This window comes from Pseudomonas sp. REB1044 (assembly GCF_038813925.1).
In the GTDB taxonomy this organism is placed as follows: Bacteria; Pseudomonadota; Gammaproteobacteria; order Pseudomonadales; family Pseudomonadaceae; genus Aquipseudomonas; species Aquipseudomonas boreofloridensis.
Window position 1 is genome coordinate 3456802 of sequence record NZ_CP046139.1, and the last position, 18067, is coordinate 3474868.

General features: G+C 60.0%; 14 protein-coding genes, 4 tRNA genes and 2 pseudogenes. 3 read left to right on the forward strand and 17 right to left on the reverse strand.

The annotated features are described in order from the left end of the window. Nucleotides 1–66 precede the first annotated feature (66 nt). The gene (locus GKC70_RS15870; RefSeq protein WP_342649246.1) at nt 67–435 is read left to right on the forward strand and encodes an Mpo1-like protein; all 369 of its coding nucleotides are present in this window, start codon (nt 67–69) and stop codon (nt 433–435) included. Between the two features lie 10 nt (nt 436–445). Here GKC70_RS15870 and GKC70_RS15875 read toward each other — a convergent pair whose 3' ends face one another. From GKC70_RS15875 to GKC70_RS15885, 3 genes are all read right to left on the reverse strand, one after another. Continuing rightward, a complete protein-coding gene (locus tag GKC70_RS15875) occupies nt 446–1243 on the reverse strand; it encodes a thioesterase family protein (protein WP_342649247.1) in 798 nt (265 codons plus the stop codon). 91 nt (nt 1244–1334) lie between these two features. Beyond that, nucleotides 1335–2102: a CHAD domain-containing protein gene (locus tag GKC70_RS15880; RefSeq protein WP_342649248.1), complete on the reverse strand. Its 768-nt coding sequence runs from the start codon at nt 2100–2102 to the stop codon at nt 1335–1337. Nucleotides 2103–2117: 15 nt separating this feature from the next. Beyond that, nucleotides 2118–2396, reverse strand: a complete 279-nt coding sequence (locus tag GKC70_RS15885) for a hypothetical protein (protein WP_029613534.1) — start codon at nt 2394–2396, stop codon at nt 2118–2120. Between the two features lie 154 nt (nt 2397–2550). Here GKC70_RS15885 and GKC70_RS15890 point away from each other — a divergent pair. Beyond that, nucleotides 2551–3587: pseudogene (locus tag GKC70_RS15890) on the forward strand (patatin-like phospholipase family protein). 119 nt (nt 3588–3706) lie between these two features. On the opposite strand, the gene GKC70_RS15895 reads toward GKC70_RS15890, so the two are convergent. The 11 genes from GKC70_RS15895 to GKC70_RS15945 all read right to left on the reverse strand — a co-directional run bounded on the left by GKC70_RS15895 (nt 3707) and on the right by GKC70_RS15945 (nt 13330). Next, nucleotides 3707–5578 (reverse strand): SurA N-terminal domain-containing protein, encoded by a 1872-nt coding sequence (locus GKC70_RS15895; RefSeq protein ID WP_342649249.1) that lies wholly within the window; start codon nt 5576–5578, stop codon nt 3707–3709. Nucleotides 5579–5760: 182 nt separating this feature from the next. Then, nucleotides 5761–6033 (reverse strand): HU family DNA-binding protein, encoded by a 273-nt coding sequence (locus GKC70_RS15900; protein ID WP_029613532.1) that lies wholly within the window; start codon nt 6031–6033, stop codon nt 5761–5763. A gap of 147 nt (nt 6034–6180) precedes the next feature. After that, on the reverse strand, nt 6181–8577 hold the full coding sequence (lon, locus tag GKC70_RS15905; RefSeq protein WP_342651538.1) for an endopeptidase La: 2397 nt from the start codon (nt 8575–8577) through the stop codon (nt 6181–6183). Between the two features lie 154 nt (nt 8578–8731). Beyond that, entirely contained in the window at nt 8732–10015 is a 1284-nt protein-coding gene (gene clpX, locus GKC70_RS15910; protein ID WP_029613530.1) for an ATP-dependent Clp protease ATP-binding subunit ClpX, read from the reverse strand. A gap of 108 nt (nt 10016–10123) precedes the next feature. Then, nucleotides 10124–10765: an ATP-dependent Clp endopeptidase proteolytic subunit ClpP gene (gene clpP / locus GKC70_RS15915; RefSeq protein ID WP_029613529.1), complete on the reverse strand. Its 642-nt coding sequence runs from the start codon at nt 10763–10765 to the stop codon at nt 10124–10126. A gap of 90 nt (nt 10766–10855) precedes the next feature. Continuing rightward, the gene (tig, locus tag GKC70_RS15920; RefSeq protein WP_342649250.1) at nt 10856–12169 is read right to left on the reverse strand and encodes a trigger factor; all 1314 of its coding nucleotides are present in this window, start codon (nt 12167–12169) and stop codon (nt 10856–10858) included. A gap of 235 nt (nt 12170–12404) precedes the next feature. Further along, nucleotides 12405–12704 (reverse strand): DUF6388 family protein, encoded by a 300-nt coding sequence (locus GKC70_RS15925; RefSeq protein ID WP_342649251.1) that lies wholly within the window; start codon nt 12702–12704, stop codon nt 12405–12407. A gap of 181 nt (nt 12705–12885) precedes the next feature. Further along, a tRNA-His gene (locus GKC70_RS15930) sits at nt 12886–12961 on the reverse strand. A gap of 35 nt (nt 12962–12996) precedes the next feature. After that, nucleotides 12997–13081, reverse strand: a tRNA-Leu gene (locus GKC70_RS15935). A gap of 54 nt (nt 13082–13135) precedes the next feature. Beyond that, nucleotides 13136–13211 (reverse strand) — tRNA-His (locus GKC70_RS15940). 42 nt (nt 13212–13253) lie between these two features. Further along, a tRNA-Arg gene (locus GKC70_RS15945) sits at nt 13254–13330 on the reverse strand. Nucleotides 13331–13589: 259 nt separating this feature from the next. Between GKC70_RS15945 and folD the strand changes: the two genes are divergently transcribed. Further along, nucleotides 13590–14444 (forward strand): bifunctional methylenetetrahydrofolate dehydrogenase/methenyltetrahydrofolate cyclohydrolase FolD, encoded by an 855-nt coding sequence (folD, locus tag GKC70_RS15950; protein ID WP_039576569.1) that lies wholly within the window; start codon nt 13590–13592, stop codon nt 14442–14444. A 78-nt stretch (nt 14445–14522) separates the two neighbouring features. Here the strand turns inward: folD and GKC70_RS15955 are convergent, their stop codons facing one another. The 3 genes and pseudogenes from GKC70_RS15955 to GKC70_RS15965 all read right to left on the reverse strand — a co-directional run bounded on the left by GKC70_RS15955 (nt 14523) and on the right by GKC70_RS15965 (nt 18044). Next, nucleotides 14523–15923 carry an aspartate aminotransferase family protein gene (locus GKC70_RS15955; protein WP_342649252.1) on the reverse strand — a complete coding sequence of 467 codons (1401 nt, stop codon included), beginning with the start codon at nt 15921–15923 and terminating at the stop codon, nt 14523–14525. Nucleotides 15924–16042: 119 nt separating this feature from the next. Then, nucleotides 16043–17364, reverse strand: a pseudogene (locus GKC70_RS15960) (ATP-binding protein). Next, nucleotides 17361–18044: a response regulator transcription factor gene (locus GKC70_RS15965; RefSeq protein ID WP_039576556.1), complete on the reverse strand. Its 684-nt coding sequence runs from the start codon at nt 18042–18044 to the stop codon at nt 17361–17363. Before GKC70_RS15965 ends, GKC70_RS15960 begins: the two are co-directional and overlap by 4 nt. Nucleotides 18045–18067: the final 23 nt, after the last annotated feature.

Consider the following 18067-nt stretch of genomic DNA (forward strand, 5'->3'; position numbering starts at 1 on the left):
AGGGCATCGATTGGCCCCGATCCAGGGGCCGCACTAAGCTTTGGACATGACCGAGAGGAGATGTCCATGAGCAAGCGTCTACCCAACCTGCCCGCCTGGCAATGGCGCGGCTATCATCATCACCACCGCCATCCGGCCAATCTGGTGCTGCACTTGATCGCCGTCCCTCTGTTCATCCTGGCGTTTCTACTGCTGCTTTCGGGCCTGTTCGCGATGGACCTCACTCAATTGGCGGTGGGCGCTCTTGCGCTGATCGCAGCGCTTGGCATGCAACGTCAGGGTCATCGACTGGAGGCTGAGCAGCCCGAACCGTTCAGCGATCGAAGCGATGCTTTCAGACGTCTGCTGACCGAACAGTTCGTGACCTTTCCGCGCTTTGTGCTTTCAGGTGGATGGTTGCGCGCCTGGCGTGAGCGCCACAGACACCGGCGCTGACCTGGCCCGTTCAGGCGAAGACGGTCACCGTTTGACGACTCAGCGCGAGTAATCTGCCGTCAGCCGAGGATAACCTGGCGGCAGCGTGGCCATAGCCGTCTTTGGCATGCTCGGTCTCGACTCGGTACTGGCACCAATCCGAAGTGCTGACCTCGGGTATCGGCTGAACGAATTCAATGGTCCATGACAACGTGCTACCGGCAGCCGGCTTGCTCAGTATTGGCAGCACGCTGGGCGGCCAGGCGTCTACCAGCGCCAACAGGTGTCCGACGCTCAGAGGCGCCTTCGCCACATCGCGCAAGCGCACCCAGCCGCCCATTTCTCGTGAGTCATTACCGCTGAATGGCAGACCTCCCAGTGCCCAACGCAACGAAACGTGGCGCATGAACGCCGGAGTGACGCCAGCGATGTAGGGTAACTCTGGCGTCGCTTCTGCGAGAGGCTTGATAGGCGCCGCCGGGCCGGCCCCCACCTGCACCTCAGACGCACGGCTTTCACCGAAACTGCCTTGCACTAACGTCACCACCTGACCCGCCTGAACGGCCCTGCCCAGGACGGTGGTCACGGCCTTGCCCTCTCGCAGCACCTCGGCGTCGAAGCGAATCGGCATCTCGGGCACCGCAGGGCCCACGAACGTGATGGCCAGCGACCGTACCGGTCGGTCACCGCCGACTTTCAAACATATCGTTTCATGCACCAGAGCCGCCATCAGACCACCAAAACACGCGCGGCCTTGGCCCCAACTGGCTGGAATGCTCAGGTTCTCGGGGTGGTTACGCACGGCAACCAGCAGTTCATCTAGATTCATGGCGCTCACAGCCCTGTTCGTAGTGCAACCAGGCTGCAGAGTACCCAGCGCACAGATCTGTGACAGCCTACATATCGGTCATTTACAGGGACTATCGGTGTGACAGCGCCTTGCGCAGCGACTTGAGCGTGACATCGCAATGACGCTCGGCTTGCTGCAACTGCAGCGCCCACATTTCGGCGCAGGGCGCCAGATCGGCATGCTCACGTACCTGCAGCAGCCACTGGAGACGATCATGCCAGTCGCCAAGATCCGTCTGTGCCTGCTTGAGCAGGCGCTGCAGCGGCTTCTTCGCATGGCGCAACTGCGGATAAGCCTCATCGCCGTAGCGCACCCGCTTGATCAACAGACGCAGGCGATGACGGTCGTGCGCCGGGTCGTCAATACCGGCCTGGAGTTTGCGCCATTGCTTGCCTAGCCGCTTATCGACCCGGGTACGCAGTTCGTGCGCCAAACCTTCGCGATCGGCGGCGCGCAGGAACAGCGGGAATGTATCGAGAATGGCCAGGACACGCCTTAATTGTGCGCTGGCAGCAACGCTGGCAAAGGTGGCCGCCCTGCCCTGCAGTCGCCGCTGGCCAGCCTCGGGGTGTCCACTGGCGATCAACTGCGCAGCAAGCACTTCGCGGTCTCGCAAGGGCGTGGTCAACGTGCCCAGGGACCGTGCCGCGTCTTCGAGCTGCTCGATCCCTGGCAGGCCACGCAGGGGCCGCAGCAGGCTGCGCAGGCGTCGCAGACTGGTGCGCAGGTCATGCAGTGCCTCGCTGTCGGTATCAGCAGCCAGGCGCTCGCGACAAGCGAGCAGACGGACGTGCAGGGCCAGCACCTGGGCAACCACATGATCCATCATCGCGGACATTTCCACTCTCCTCGGTCATCGACCGGCACGGGACTCACGGATGTAGAAGCGCGCACGCTCGGCTTTGGTGCTGCACCCTTCGAACGCTTCGAACTGCTGCTGGGTTTTGGCTCCAGTCAGAAGGGACAGCGCCTTGGAGTAGCTGACGGTGCCGGCGAACCCCTCGGCCTTGGCTAGATCGAGCTCTTTCCAGGCAGCATCGAGTTGCGTCGCGCAACTGTCGCGGTAAGCCGTTTTGCCTGCACAACCGGCTACCGCCAGCGCCATCAAGGGAACGAAGATCCACGCTTTCATCGGGTGATACCTCAAGAAGGGACAACAGTCGCTGTTTCGACGGTCGGCACGGTGAAAAGTGCCCGTCGCGCCTGACATAGCGCACAGCACCATTGAAGCCCGAGCGCCAAAGCGTGCATTGTGGCGATCATTGCCGACTCTCGCGGGGAAAACTATGAGCAAACGTGTCGCATTGGTACTTGGCTCGGGCGGCGCCCGAGGGTACGCGCACATTGGTGTGATCGAGGAAATCGAACGCCGCGGCTATGAGATCGCCTGTATCGCCGGCTGCTCGATGGGCGCAGTGGTGGGCGGTATCTACGCTGCTGGCAAACTCGATGAGTATCGGCGCTGGATCGAGAGCCTCGACTATCTGGATGTGCTGCGCCTGGTCGACGTGAGCTTTCGCCTGGGGCCATCCGCGGTGACAAGGTATTCGGACAAATCCGCAAGATCGTGGGGGAAATGAACATTGAGCAACTTCGTATCCCCTACACTGCTGTGGCAGCCGATCTGACAAACCAGCAGGAAATCTGGTTTCAGGAGGGATGCCTGCATCAGGCCATGCGTGCGTCCGCAGCGATCCCCAGCCTATTCACCCCAGTGATGCAGGGCAATCGCATGCTGGTCGATGGCGGCATCTTGAACCCACTGCCGATCGTGCCTGTGGTTTCCAGTCACTGCGACCTGATCATCGCGGTCAACCTCAACGCTACCAATCAGAAACAGTATCAGTTGCCGGTCGTCGAACGCCCGGCGGCTTTTCGGATGCGTTTCGAATCAGTGATCAGTTCGCTGGGTTCGCGCATTCCATTCAGGCGCAAGCCTGCGGAGCAGTTGATGCGCATCGAGCAGGAAATCGTCGCCGAGCGCATGAGCCAGAGCAACCCATGGTTGAGCGACCCGACCGACCAACAGGGGCAGCCGGCCGCAGCGCCAGAGCGTGAAGGGGCGCCCAAGTCGGCGACCGGGTCGTTCATCATCGACAACGTCGGACCTGCTTCCCTACTCGATCTGATCAACCAAAGCTTCGAGGTCATGCAAACCTCATTAGCCCAGTACAAGATTGCAGGTTATCCACCAGACGTGCTGATCAACGTGCCCAAGCGGGTATGCCGTTTTTTCGAGTTTTACAAGGCGCCCGAACTCATCGCGCTGGGGCGGGAAATCGCGCGCGATACACTCGACGGACACGAAGCACAGAAACGCTGAACGAGCGTTGCTCAACGGCCCGCACAATGACTGATCTGCCGGTAGGGCGCTGCGAACACGTGTGTGTATTGAAATGAAACAGGCCGCTTAAGCGGCCTGTTTCAATAGCAAGGCGTCCCTCAGTAGCGAGTGATGTCTGCCGTGTCTTCCAGGTGTTTCAGATAAGCCGCGAAGTCTGCCTGCCCCGTACGCGAGGCCAGGTATTGACGAATTTGCTGCTTCTCCAGTTCGGACGCTGCTGCACCCTCGTTGACGCCCTTGAGTTGCAACACCGCAAGGCTGCCATCCTTGAGCACCACGCTGGCGTAGACGGACTTGTCCTTGGACTCAGGCTTGGCCATGCGGAAGGCCGCCTGCAACTCGGTAGGATCTACGCCTTCCTGGTCGCGAGTCACCGCCTCAAGGACCTTCCATTGCTGACCCTCCTGCGCGGTGCCCGGCACGATGGAGCCGTCGCGCAGCCCGGCGATCAGCTTGTCGGCTTTGACCTTGAGCTCTGCGGTGGCTTTTTCCTTGGCCAGATGCTCACGGATGGTGGACGACACCGCTTCCAAGGCCAGTTGTTCAGGTTTGCGGTGCTCTTTGACCCGTACGACCACCACGGTCTCCGGATCGAGTTCCAAGCCATTGCTATTGGCGCCTTCATTCAGCACTTCTTCGCTGAAGGCTGCCTGGATGACCGCGCGATTGGCAGTGATACCTTCCCCACCCTCACGACCGAACGGCGCCGAGGTATGCACTTTCAGGCCCAGTTCCTGTGCAGGCTGGGCGAGGTCCGAGGCTTCGAAGGCAGAGTCCTCCAACTGCTTGGTGACTTCGACGAACTTCTGCTCCACCTGCTGAGTTTTCAGCTCGTGGGTCAGCTTGTCCTTGAGGCTGGCAAAGGTCGGAACCTGAGGCGCCTCGATGCCGAGCAGCTTGATCAGGTGATAGCCGTATTCGGTACGAACCGGAGCGGATACCTGATCTTTGTTCAGCTTGTACAGCGCCGCTTCGAATGCTGGGTCATACACACCGGGGCCGGCCAGCCCCAGATCGCCACCATTGGCGGCAGACCCTGGATCCTGAGAGAACTCCTTGGCTAGCTTGGCGAAATCTTCACCTTTAGCCAGGCGTTGTTGGATCTCTTCGATTCGAGCCTTGGCCTGAGCGTCGTCAGTCTTATCGTTGACTTCGATCAGAATATGCGCAGCATCGCGCTGCTCGGCAAGATTAGCGATTTCCTTCTGGTATTCAGCCTGGAGTTGATCGTCGCTGACCGATACTTGGTCGAAGAAGGTTGCTTTCTTCAGCTCGATGTAATCGATGACCACCTGATCGGGCGTCATGAATTCCTTTGCGTGCTGATCATAGTGAGCCTTGATCTCTGCATCGCTCACCTGCACCGCTGCCGGGTTGGCCTTGAAGGTCATGGTGGCAATGTCGCGGGTCTGATTTTCCAGACGAGCGAAGGCATCGACCTGCTGATCTGTCACGAAGCTGCTACCGCCGATGCCGTTACGCAGTTGATTGATCAGCATGTCCTGGCTGAGCGCCTCGCGGAACTGCATCCGGTTATAGCCCAACTGACGAATTTCGCCGTCGAAACGCTCGGCACTGAAGGCGCCAGCAACCTGGAACTGTGGCATCTGCAGGATAAGCTGATCCAGCGCGGTTTCCGGGAAGGCGAACTTGGCATCCTCGGCACCCTGCAGCAACAGCTTGCGGTCTATCAGCTGCTTCAGTGCAGCCTCGCGCAGCACTTTTTCGTCCAGCCTTGCCGGGTCGAAGTCCTTGCCCATCCGTTGCATGATTTGACGGCGGCCCATGTCCACTGCCTGGCTCAGTTCGGCCTGACTGATGGTTTGACCGTTGATCTTGGCAGCGTCCTGGCTATGACTGGCAGCCTGGAAGATGGCCTCAAAACCGGTAAGTGCCATAAGCACAACGATGAGACCGATGATGGTCTTGGCAATCCAACCCTGTGAATTGTCCCTGATATTCTGCAGCATGCGTCCCCCAAAAACGGTCGTACCACTGCATCGACAACCGCGGAGAGTGGGTAGAATCCTGATAAAAGAAAGGCGCATCCGAGGATGCGCCTTTTCTTAGCAAACGTGGCGGCGGGAACGTTTGCGGCCCCCGCCGCGACGTGCTCGGAACCGACTTGGCCGGATCCGGCTGAAGAGACGACTTAGTTGACGGCGTCTTTCAGGCCTTTGCCAGCTTTGAAGCCTGGCGTCTTGGCAGCTGCGATCTTGATCGGCTTACCGGTTTGCGGGTTGCGGCCAGTGCGCTCGGCGCGCTCTTTGACAGCGAAGGTGCCGAAGCCAACCAGGACCACACTGTCACCTTCTTTCAGAGCATTGGTGACGGACTCGATTACTGCGTCCAGAGCACGGCCAGCAACAGCTTTCGGGATATCAGCAGAAGCAGCAACAGCGTCAATCAGTTCCGACTTGTTCACTCTAAGTCCCCTTATCTCTCTAATGAGTATGTTTCTAAGTATGTAATAAACCGCATGAAACGATCATTGGGTGGCTCGGTGACACTGGCGCTGCGCTTCAGCGCGAGGCGACGAAAGCGTGTCGATCGCCCCCCAATGAGATACGAACTAGTGCGTGCTCATTCTTTCCTTGGCATCGCTGTCGCGCTTCTCTTCTTTCGCGACAATCTCCGGAGCCACATCTGGCAAGGGTTCCGGGGCGTATTGCAGCGCAATTTGCAGGACCTCGTCAATCCATTTAACCGGTTTGATCTGCAGATCCTGTTTGATATTTTCCGGAATCTCCTTGAGATCGCGCACATTCTCTTCGGGAATGATCACGGTCTTGATCCCACCGCGATGCGCCGCCAGCAGTTTTTCCTTCAATCCACCGATGGCAAGCACCTGCCCACGCAAGGTGATCTCGCCAGTCATGGCGACATCGGCACGCACTGGAATCTGGGTCAGCGCCGAAACCAACGCGGTGCACATGCCGATACCGGCACTAGGACCGTCCTTGGGCGTAGCGCCCTCGGGCATGTGAATGTGCACATCGTGCTTCTCGTGAAAATCGGCAGCGATGCCGAGGCTGCGTGCACGGCTGCGAACCACGGTCTGCGCGGCGGTGATCGACTCGACCATGACATCGCCAAGCGAGCCGGTCTTGATCAGTTGGCCTTTGCCCGGAATGACCACAGCCTCGATGGTCAGCAACTCGCCACCGACCTGAGTCCAGGCAAGGCCGGTGACCTGGCCGATCTGATCCTGGGTTTCGGCCAAGCCGTAGCGGAACTTGCGCACACCGAGCAGATGCTCCAGTTGATCGCCTGTGACCTTGACTTTCACCTGCTTCTGGCCAGTGTGCTCCTTGACCACCTTGCGGCACACCTTGGCGATTTGACGCTCCAGCCCGCGCACCCCGGCTTCGCGGGTGTAGTAGCGGATGATGTCGCGAATCGCCGAAACATCGACCTCAAGTTCGTCCTTCTTCAAACCATTGGCCTTGACCTGCTTGGGCACCAGGTACTTGACCGCGATGTTGATCTTCTCGTCCTCGGTGTAGCCGGGCAGACGGATGATTTCCATCCGGTCGAGCAGCGCCGGCGGGATGTTCATTGAGTTCGAGGTGCACAGGAACATCACATCCGAGAGATCGTAATCGACTTCCAGATAGTGATCGTTGAAATTGTGGTTCTGCTCGGGGTCGAGCACTTCGAGCAGCGCGGAAGCAGGATCGCCGCGCATGTCGCTACCCATTTTGTCGATTTCGTCGAGCAGGAACAGTGGGTTGCGCACGCCCACCTTGGTCATTTTCTGAATCAGACGACCCGGCATCGAGCCAATGTAGGTGCGGCGGTGTCCGCGAATCTCAGCTTCGTCACGTACGCCACCCAGCGCCATGCGCACAAACTTGCGGTTGGTGGCAGCGGCGATCGACTCAGCCAGCGAGGTTTTGCCCACCCCAGGCGGGCCGACCAGGCACAGCACCGGACCGCGAATTTTCTTCACCCGCTTCTGCACAGCGAGGTATTCGAGAATACGCTCCTTGACCTCTTCCAGACCGTAATGGTCGGCGTCCAGAATCTCCTCGGCCTTGGTCAGGTCCAGCCGCACTTTGCTCTGGGCTTTCCACGGCACCTGGACCAGCCAGTCGAGGTATGAGCGCACAACGGTGGCCTCGGCAGACATCGGGGACATCTGCTTGAGCTTGTTCAGCTCGGCTTGAGCCTTGGTGAATGCATCTTTGGGAAGACCCGCAGCATCGATGCGCTTCTTCAGCTCCTCGATTTCATTGTGACCTTCATCGCCGTCGCCAAGCTCCTTCTGAATGGCTTTCATCTGCTCATTCAAGTAGTACTCGCGCTGACTGCGCTCCATCTGTTTTTTGACCCGGCCGCGAATACGCTTTTCGACCTGCAACAGGTCGATTTCGGCATCCAGCAGCGCCAGTACATGCTCGACACGCGCCGACAACTCGATGATCTCGAGGATTTCCTGCTTCTGCTCGATCTTCAGTGCCATGTGGGCCGCCATGGTATCGACCAGGCGTCCAGGCTCTTCGATGCTGTTGAGCGACGACAACACTTCTGCCGGCACTTTCTTGCCCAACTGCACGTACTGCTCGAACTGCGACAGCAGCGTACGTACGAAGACTTCAGACTCACGCTCCGCCGTCTCGACTTCGTCGATCAGGCTGACCTCGGCACGAATATGCCCATCGATCTCGCTGAAGCGTTCGACCGCACCCCGCTGCTCACCCTCGACCAGCACCTTGACGGTGCCATCGGGCAGTTTGAGCAATTGCAGGACAGTGGCGACCGTGCCGACACGGTACAAGGCATCTTCACCCGGGTCGTCATCGGCTGGGTTTTTCTGGGCGAGCAGGAGAATCTGCTTTTCACCCATCATCGCAGCCTCAAGTGCTTCGATGGACTTCTCGCGTCCCACGAACAGCGGGATAACCATATGCGGATAAACAACGACATCGCGCAATGGCAAAAGAGGCAAGTCGAGAGTGGTCTTCATGATTTCGCCTCTACAGCGGCCTGTCGGCCGGAAACCGGTGGAAATAGTGCTTGGGGCTAATGTGGGGGTAGGTAGGCAAAAATACAAGCGCTGGCGCCAGAAAAGCAGAAAGGGCCCGTAGGCCCCTTCAGACTTCACTCACGCCGCGTCCGACTCAGGCGTCAGGTGCGGCTTTGGCTTGCGGCTCACTGTTCTCGTAGATGAGCAGCGGCTGCGAGGTACCTTCGATGACACTCTCGTCGATGACCACCTTGCTGACTTCCTTCTGCGAAGGAATCTCGTACATGGTGTCGAGCAGAACGCCTTCGAGGATCGAACGTAAACCGCGCGCACCAGTCTTGCGCTCCAGCGCCTTGCGGGCAACGGCCTTGAGCGCGTCGCTGCGGAATTCCAGATCCACGCTTTCCATCTCGAACAGCTTGGCGTACTGCTTGGTCAAGGCGTTCTTAGGCTCGGTGAGGATCTGCATCAGTGCAGCCTCATCCAGTTCGTCGAGCGTCGCCAAAACCGGCAGACGACCCACGAACTCAGGGATCAGGCCGAACTTGACCAAATCGTCCGGCTCGACCTCGCGCAGCGACTCACCCACCTTCTTGCCTTCCTGCTGGCTGCGCACTTGCGCGCTAAAGCCGATGCCGCCCTTGGTGGAGCGATTCTGGATGACCTTCTCCAGGCCCGAGAATGCCCCGCCGCAAATGAACAGGATGTTGCGGGTATCGACCTGCAGGAACTCCTGCTGCGGGTGCTTGCGACCGCCCTGCGGCGGTACGGAGGCGACGGTGCCTTCGATCAGCTTCAAAAGCGCCTGCTGCACACCCTCGCCCGAAACGTCACGGGTGATGGACGGGTTGTCCGACTTGCGCGAAATCTTGTCGATCTCGTCGATGTAGACGATACCCATCTGGGCCTTGTCCACATCGTAGTCGCACTTCTGCAGCAGTTTCTGAATGATGTTCTCGACGTCCTCACCGACATAACCGGCTTCGGTCAGGGTGGTGGCGTCAGCGATGGTGAAGGGTACGTTCAGCAGGCGAGCGAGGGTTTCGGCGAGCAGGGTCTTACCCGAGCCAGTCGGCCCGATCAGCAGGATGTTGCTCTTGCCCAGCTCGACTTCGTCGCCTTTCTTGTCACGCTGATTGAGGCGCTTGTAGTGGTTGTACACCGCTACGGCAAGCACCTTCTTGGCACGTTCCTGACCAATCACATACTGGTCAAGAATGCCGCTGATTTCTTTCGGCGAAGGCAATTTGTGCGCGCTGCTTTCGGCCTGGGCTTCCTGCACCTCCTCGCGGATGATGTCATTGCACAGGTCGACGCACTCGTCGCAGATAAATACCGAGGGCCCGGCAATCAATTTGCGCACTTCGTGCTGGCTTTTGCCGCAGAAGGAGCAATAGAGCAATTTGCCGTTGTCCTCGCCGTTACGGGTGTCAGTCATTCGATCGATCCAATCCGGTAGGCTTGCAACACAAGATGAAGGCAATTGCGGGCTTTTTCAAGTCCGCAGGCAGGCGCCTTGGGCGCCCGCCCGCTCTGGCGCCTGGGCTCAGGACACCAGTTGCCGCTTGTCGTAGACCGAGTCGACCAAACCGTACTCGGCCGCGCGCGAGGCGCTCATGAAGTTGTCGCGCTCGGTATCGCGCTTGATGGTTTCCAGATCCTGGCCGGTGTGGAAAGCCAACAGCTCGTTCAAGCGGGCTTTGATGCTGAGAATTTCCTGGGCATGAATCTCGATATCGGTCGCCTGGCCTTGGAAGCCGCCCAGCGGCTGGTGAATCATCACTCGCGAGTTGGGCAGGCAATGACGCTTGCCCGCGGCACCGGCAGCCAGCAGGAACGCACCCATGCTGCAGGCCTGGCCGATGCAGATGGTGGAAACGTCGGGCTTGATGAACTGCATGGTGTCGTAGATCGACATGCCAGCGGTCACCGAACCGCCCGGCGAGTTGATGTAGAGATGGATATCCTTGTCGGGGTTTTCCGCCTCAAGGAACAGCAGCTGCGCCACGACCAGGTTGGCCATGTAGTCTTCTACAGGCCCGACCAGGAAGATCACACGCTCCTTCAACAGGCGCGAGTAGATGTCGTAGGCACGTTCGCCACGGGCGGACTGCTCGATAACCATCGGGACCAGACCGCCTGCGGCCTGGATGTCAGAGCTCTGCTGAATATAAGAATTGCGGGACATGTCCTGCACTCACTCCCAAATAGTCATGGCTTTAATAACGCACAAGCCAGCCCGAAGGCTGGCTTGTGGGGTTTCCTACAAAGTAGCAAATCACTCAGCTTCGGCAGAGGCCTGTGCTGGCTTGACAGCCTCTTCGTACGAGACCGACTTGTCGGTCACAGTCGCTTTCTGCAGGACAGTATCTACAACTTGCTCTTCCAGCACAACCGAACGCACTTCGTTCATTTGCTGGTCATTCTTGTAGTACCAAGCGATGACCTGTTCAGGCTCCTGGTAAGCGGACGCCATCTCCTCGATCATCTCGCGAACCTTGGCGTCGTCCGGCTTGAGGTCGAACTGCTTGACTACCTCGGCAACGATCAGGCCCAGCACCACGCGACGCTTGGCTTGCTCTTCGAACAGCTCGGCTGGCAGTTGATCAGGCTTGATGTTGCCGCCGAACTGCTGAACAGCCTGGACGCGCAGACGATTGACTTCATTTTCCAGCAGCGCCTTCGGCACGTCGACCGGGTTGGCGGCCAGCAGACCATCCATGACCTGATTCTTGACCTTGGTCTTGATGGCCTGGCGCAGTTCGCGCTCCATGTTCTTGCGAACTTCGGTGCGGAAACCTTCCAGGGACGATTCCTTGATACCGAACTGGGCGAAGAACGCTTCGTTCAGCTCAGGCAGCACCGGCGCAGAAACGCTGTTCACGGTGATGGTGAACTCGGCAGCCTTGTTGGCCAGGTCCAGGTTCTGATAATCCTCTGGGAAGGTCACGTTGACCACGCGCTCTTCGCCAGCCTTGGCGCCGACCAGGCCGTCTTCGAAGCCCGGAATCATACGACCGGAGCCCAATACCAACGGGGTGTTCTGGGCCGAGCCGCCCGCGAAGGCTTCGCCATCGATCTTACCGACGAAGTCGATGTTGACCTGATCGTCTTTCTCGGCCGCGCGCTCGACGGCTTCGTAACGCACGTTTTGCTTGCGCAGCACTTCGAGCATGGTGTCCAGATCGGCATCCGCCACTTCGGCGTTCAGGCGCTCGACGTTGATCGATTCGAAACCGGCGACGGTGAACTCGGGGAATACTTCGAAGATGGCAACGAACTCGAGATCCTTGCCTTTTTCGAACGACTTCGGCTCGACGGCCGGCGAACCCGCAGGGTTGAGCTTCTGCTCGACCACGGCTTCGTAGAAGGAGGCCTGCACCAGGTCACCGAAGGCTTCCTGACGGGCCGCGTCTTCGTAACGCTGACGGATAACGCTCATCGGGACCTTGCCTGGACGGAAGCCCGGGACCTTGGCACGACGGGCAGTCTGTTGCAGACGCTTGTTGACTTCGTTCTCGACGCGCTCGGCCGGAACGGCGATGGTCATGCGGCGCTCGAGAGCGGAAGTGTTTTCAACAGAAACTTGCATGGATATTCCTCGTTGCACAGACGTTAGCCGGCGATAGCCCGACTCCAGAATCAAGGGCGAATATTCTAGTGATTCAGACACCAGAAGTCACCCCACCCAGAATACCGAACGCTACGACGGTCGTTTTCCTTGATAAACCTGCACCGAAACGCTTGAGGCCTCATTAATTGCGGCCTGGAGGGTGATCACCCAGGAACCCTGGAACTCACTCGCTCAATGCTTGCCGCAAAGCCGCTCAAGACGGCTCGATGTCATTGAAACCGCAGTATTCTTGCCACGACATACCCAGCGCATCTGCGACCTCTCGATGGGTCTCCAGGCGCATGACCTGCAACTGCTCCGGCGTTTCTGCAATCAGTTGCAACGCCAACTCCCAAGGCTCGATACCCTGCTCCTGAGCCGCGTCCTCGAACGCCCATTCGATTTGCTGCGCCTGCTCGCGCGGCTCAAGCTCACGAATCTCGTCGAGCAGTTGCGGATGGCTTTGGCAGAAGCGCTGCAATGCCAAAGCCTGACGTGCTTCTTTTGCAATCATCGGTAAGCCCTCCACCGGCCACGACCCGCTTCTCAACCGGTTGAAATCTATCAGCTTCCAGGCTCGCGCCACCAGTAGACTCGCGCGAGCGGCAAAACAGACACGCCTCACGCAGCGCAACAGCCCGAGCAGAAACAACAAAGGCGCCCGATCGCAAGATCAAGGCGCCCTCGAATGAAAATGGGGTGGACGATGGGAATCGAACCCACGACAACTGGAATCACAATCCAGCGCTCTACCAACTGAGCTACGCCCACCAGAATGCAGTGTTACCATACAACTTAGAGAAACATGGTGCGGACGAAGAGACTCGAACTCTTACAGCTTGCGCCGCTGGAACCTAAATCCAGTGTGTCTACCAATTTCACCACGTCCGCATGACGCTCAAGACAAAGGCGCCGGATTTACCATCAAGGCGCCTTCGCAAAATATGGGGTGGACGATGGGAATCGAACCCACGACAACTGGAATCACAATCCAGCGCTCTACCAACTGAGCTACGCCCACCATATCGCTTTACAGACCGACTTGCTTGCCCAAGCTGCCTAATGGCGCACCCGGCAGGACTCGAACCTGCGACCATCCGCTTAGAAGGCGGATGCTCTATCCAGCTGAGCTACGGGCGCAAGAGCTGATGCCAAACCGAACAAGTGATCAGAAAACCACCCATTCTGCCCGACTTCACCAACCAGTGCTAGGCTGTGCCCGACAAGTGCGGCGAATCTTAATAGGCACCTTGTATTAGCGTCAACACCTTTCTCAAAAAAATTTAAATTATTGAAGGGCTTAGAAGATTTGCCCGACCACGCGCCTTTGCCCTCGGCTGCGGTCGTGCGAGAATACGCCCTCTTTATTGTTCCCTTCTCGATGGTTAATCACGCGTCTATGACTGCACACCTTATCGATGGCAAGGCGATCGCTGCCAACCTGCGCCAGCAGATCGCCCAACGTGTCGCGCAACGCCGCCAGCAGGGTCTGCGTACCCCGGGCCTGGCGGTGATCCTGGTCGGCACCGATCCAGCCTCCCAAGTCTACGTTTCGCACAAGCGCAAAGACTGTGAAGAAGTCGGTTTCATCTCCCAGGCGTTCGACCTGCCCAGCGATACCACGCAGCAAGCCCTATCCGATCTGATCGACCGCCTCAACGACGACCCAGCCGTCGACGGCATCCTGCTGCAACTGCCACTGCCTGCCCACCTGGACGCTTCGCTGCTGCTCGAGCGCATTCGTCCAGACAAGGATGTCGACGGTTTCCACCCCTATAACGTCGGCCGTCTGGCCCAGCGCATTCCACTGCTGCGCCCCTGCACCCCGAAAGGCATCATGACCCTGCTGCACAGCACCGGTCAGGAGCTTTACGGCATGAACGCCGTGATCGTGGGTGCCTCCAACATCGTTGGCCGCCCCATGGCCATGGAATTGCTCCTGGCTGGCTGCACCGTGACCGTCTGCCACCGCTTCACGCAGGATCTGGCAGGCCATGTCGGCCGCGCCGATCTGGTCGTGGTGGCGGCGGGCAAGCCCGGCTTGGTGAAGGGGGAATGGATAAAGGAAGGCGCCATCGTCATTGACGTCGGCATCAATCGTCAGGACGACGGCAAGCTGGTCGGCGATGTCGTGTACGAAACCGCCCTGCCGCGTGCAGGATGGATCACGCCAGTTCCAGGCGGCGTCGGCCCCATGACCCGCGCCTGTCTGCTGGAGAACACCCTCTACGCAGCAGAAGAGCTGCACGGCTGAGGGCACCCTATAAAGAAAGGCACCTGCAAAGGTGCCTTTCTTCTAAGCCAGCGCCCAACTGAACAGACGGCTGCTCACTCAGTCCGAGGCGACCGCCGCCTGTACCGCACGCGCGAAGCGCTCGGCGACCTCATCGATCTGCTCGGCACTGATGATCAGTGGTGGCAGGAACCGCACCACCGCACCATGCCGACCGCCGAGCTCAAGAATCAGCCCGCGCCTCAGGCATTCGCGCTGCACCTTGGGCGCCAGCTCCGGCGAGGCGAGCGGATGACCGAGCGCATCCCGCGCACCCTGCGGATCGACCAATTCCACACCTAGCATCAAACCCCGCCCGCGGATATCGCCCAACTGCGGATAATCACGCTGCAGGTGCTGCAAATGGCCGCACAGCCGCTGCCCCATGGCATGCGCATGTTCGTCCAAGCGGTGTTCCACCAGATAGTCGATCACCGCGGAGCCTGCCGCCATGGCCATCTGATTACCGCGGAAGGTGCCCGCGTGAGCGCCCGGGGCCCAGGTATCCAGCCAATCACGGTAGACCACCACGGCAAGCGGCAGGCTGCCACCAATGGCCTTGGACAGGGTGACCACGTCAGGCACGATGCCGGCATGTTCGAAGGCGAACATCCGCCCTGTGCGGGCAAAGCCGCTCTGGATTTCATCGACGATCAACGCCACTCCGGCTTTATCGGTGATTCGGCGCACACCACGCAACCACTCGATGTCCGCTGGAATGACGCCGCCCTCACCTTGCACCACCTCCAGGATGACCGCAGCAGGCAACTGCACACCCGCCTCGGGGTCGAGCAAGAGATTTTCCAGATAATGCAGGTTGGCCCGCACGCCAGCCTCGCCGCCGAGGCCGAACGGGCATCGGTAATCATACGGATAAGGCATGAACTGCACGCCGCTGCCCAGTAGCGCCCCCAGTGCTTTCTTCGGCCCCAGGCTGCCCATCAGGCTCAACGCGCCCTGAGTCATGCCATGGTAGCCACCCTGGAAAGCGAGCACAGTGCTGCGCCCGGTGGCCGTGCGCACAAGCTTCAGTGCAGCTTCCACCGCGTCGGTGCCCGTTGGCCCGCAGAACTGGATCTTCGCATCCCGCCGAAAGGACTCCGGCAGCACGGCGAACAAGTCCTGAACGAATTGATCCTTGACCGGCGTAGTCAGGTCGAGGGTGTGCAGCGGTAACTCGTCGGCCAACACGCGCTGGATCGCTTCCACCACAACCGGATGGTTATGCCCCAATGCCAGAGTGCCCGCTCCAGCCAGGCAGTCGATGAACTGTCGCCCCTCGACGTCTTCCACATGAATGCCACGGGCGCGCTTGAGTACCAGCGGAATACGCCGCGGATAGCTGCGCGCATTGGACTCCTGCTGCTGTTGACGCAATAGCAGGGGTGACTCACGAAACGTATACAGGGTCTCTGGCACGCAGGCAGGCAGCGCCTGGGCGAGACGGGAAACGGTCGACATCGGCGAACCCTCGCAAGCAAGTAGAGACGCCCGTCACGCGCCTGTCAGCGCAGAGAGTGCCGGGAAGTCATTGCTTGTGAAACGCTTGAGCCAGGCGGGGATTTAGCCCGCTTCTTACTTCAAGTCAGCTCGCGCACCGGCACCTGCAGGCACACCCGCAGACCATCGCTGCGACTGTCGAATTTCAAGCTGCCGGCGCAACGCTGCACGATCGCCTGCACGATCGCCAAGCCCAGCCCGCTGCCCAGACTCTTGCTGTTGCGCCAGAACCGCTCGGTCAAATGCTCCAGATCTTCATCGGCGATACCCGGACCGTGGTCGCGCACCACGAACCCCACCTGCCCTTCGGCCATCTGCACCTCCAGCTCCACCGCCTCGCTGCCACCGTGGCGCAGCGCGTTATCCAGCAGATTGCGCAATGCCGCTACTGCCAGTGGCGCCGGCATGCCCAGGTAAACGCGCGCCGCTTCCTGCGACAAATGCAGCGCGATGCGCCGGTTATCTCCACCACTGGCATCCTGCATCGCCAGGCGTGCGACCTGCTCGGCGCTGCACTGCACCCCATCGTCGAACGACAAGCTGCCCTCGACCCGCGCCAGCATCAGCAACTGCTCCAAGGTGCGGTGCATGCGATCGGTGCCTTGCTCGGCATGCTCCAGCGCCTGCTCGCGTACCTGGCCGTCGGTCATGCGCGCCACCTGCAGATGGGTCTTGATCGCGGTCAGGGGCTGCGCAGCTCGTGCGCGGCATCGTCGGTCAGACGCCGCTCGCGCTCCAGGGTCTGAGCGATGCGCAGGAACAACTGGTTCTGGGTTTCCAGCAGCGGCTGCAACTCGCTGGGCATACCCGACACCTGCAGCGGCTCGACGCTGTCGGCGCGACGCCGACGCAGGGCATCGCGCATGCGGTTGAGCGGCTCCAGGCCCTTGCCCAGACCGATCCAGAGTAGCCCCAGACTACCGAGCAGGGCCATCAACACCGGCGCCGAGGCCGCCAGCAGAATCGAGCGATTGAGCGCCTCACGCTCCTGATGCCTGTCGGCCGTGGTAATGCGCACATCCCCGTGGTTATAGGTAAAGGTACGCCAGGCACTGCCATCGATGGTCTGATCGCGAAAGCCGCTGCGCTGGTCGTCCATGCTGCCGTCGTGCTTATGGTTGCTGGCCAGAATCTCACCACGCAGGGAGCTGACCTGGCAGGCCATGCCGTCTGGAACGCTGAACTGGTCGGCGGCAAAGTGCGCTTCACGGTCCTTGCCGGTCAGCGGCTGAGGCAGTTGATCGACAAGTCCCGCCACCATGCGCGCGGAGGCCACTAGGCGCTGGTCGAGGGAAAACATCATTTGTTGGCGCAAATCGCGCAGCATCCAGGCCGCCGCCAGAATCCAGATCAGGATGAAGGCACTGCCGAGAATCAGTGACAGGCGCACGCGCAGGCTCATGGCGCGCGCTCCTCGTTGACCTGCGCAGGACCGAGACGGTAGCCCAGGCCACGCACGGTCTCGACGATGCTGTTGCCGAGCTTGCGCCGCAGGTGATGGATATGGACGTTGAGAGCGTTGCTTTCGACCTCGTCGCTGAAGCCGTATACGCAATCCTTGAGCTGCTCGCCGGACAGCACCCGACCAGGATTCTGCAGAAACGCCTGGAGCAGCGCCTGTTCGCGCCGCGACAGATCCACGGGCCGCCCAGCCAGCGTCGCTTCGCAGCTGCTGGGGTTGTAGCACAAAGGGCCATGCTCGATGACATTGACCGCACGCCCGGCCACGCGCCGCAGCAGGGTGTGCAGACGCGCCGCGAGCTCGCGCAGGTCGAACGGTTTGAGCAGGTAATCATCGGCGCCCGCCTGAAGCCCCTCGACACGATCAGTGACGGCGTCGCGGGCCGTCAGCACCAGCACCGGCAGCAATTCGCCCTGCTGACGTAGACGACGCAGCAGTTTGAGACCGTCTTCGTCAGGCAGCCCCAGATCGAGAATCATCACATCGAACTGCGCTGCCTGCAGCAATGCCCGCGCCGCCGAGGCGCTGGCCACCCGATCGATCGTCAGCCCCTGAGCCGCCAGTCCGGCGCAGATGCCGCTGGCGATCAGATCGTCATCCTCGCAGAGCAGAACATGCATTTAAGGGAATCTCCGGGTATGGG

Coding starts and splice junctions, on each gene's coding strand:
- GKC70_RS15965 (WP_039576556.1), bottom strand. CDS start 18,044: ATGCATGTTCTGCTCTGCGAGGATGACGATCTGATCGCCAGCGGCATC.
- GKC70_RS15875 (WP_342649247.1), bottom strand. CDS start 1,243: ATGAATCTAGATGAACTGCTGGTTGCCGTGCGTAACCACCCCGAGAAC.
- clpX (WP_029613530.1), bottom strand. CDS start 10,015: ATGACTGACACCCGTAACGGCGAGGACAACGGCAAATTGCTCTATTGC.
- GKC70_RS15895 (WP_342649249.1), bottom strand. CDS start 5,578: ATGCTGCAGAATATCAGGGACAATTCACAGGGTTGGATTGCCAAGACC.
- lon (WP_342651538.1), bottom strand. CDS start 8,577: ATGAAGACCACTCTCGACTTGCCTCTTTTGCCATTGCGCGATGTCGTT.
- GKC70_RS15885 (WP_029613534.1), bottom strand. CDS start 2,396: ATGAAAGCGTGGATCTTCGTTCCCTTGATGGCGCTGGCGGTAGCCGGT.
- tig (WP_342649250.1), bottom strand. CDS start 12,169: ATGCAAGTTTCTGTTGAAAACACTTCCGCTCTCGAGCGCCGCATGACC.
- clpP (WP_029613529.1), bottom strand. CDS start 10,765: ATGTCCCGCAATTCTTATATTCAGCAGAGCTCTGACATCCAGGCCGCA.
- GKC70_RS15880 (WP_342649248.1), bottom strand. CDS start 2,102: ATGTCCGCGATGATGGATCATGTGGTTGCCCAGGTGCTGGCCCTGCAC.
- folD (WP_039576569.1), top strand. CDS start 13,590: ATGACTGCACACCTTATCGATGGCAAGGCGATCGCTGCCAACCTGCGC.
- GKC70_RS15925 (WP_342649251.1), bottom strand. CDS start 12,704: ATGATTGCAAAAGAAGCACGTCAGGCTTTGGCATTGCAGCGCTTCTGC.
- GKC70_RS15955 (WP_342649252.1), bottom strand. CDS start 15,923: ATGTCGACCGTTTCCCGTCTCGCCCAGGCGCTGCCTGCCTGCGTGCCA.
- GKC70_RS15870 (WP_342649246.1), top strand. CDS start 67: ATGAGCAAGCGTCTACCCAACCTGCCCGCCTGGCAATGGCGCGGCTAT.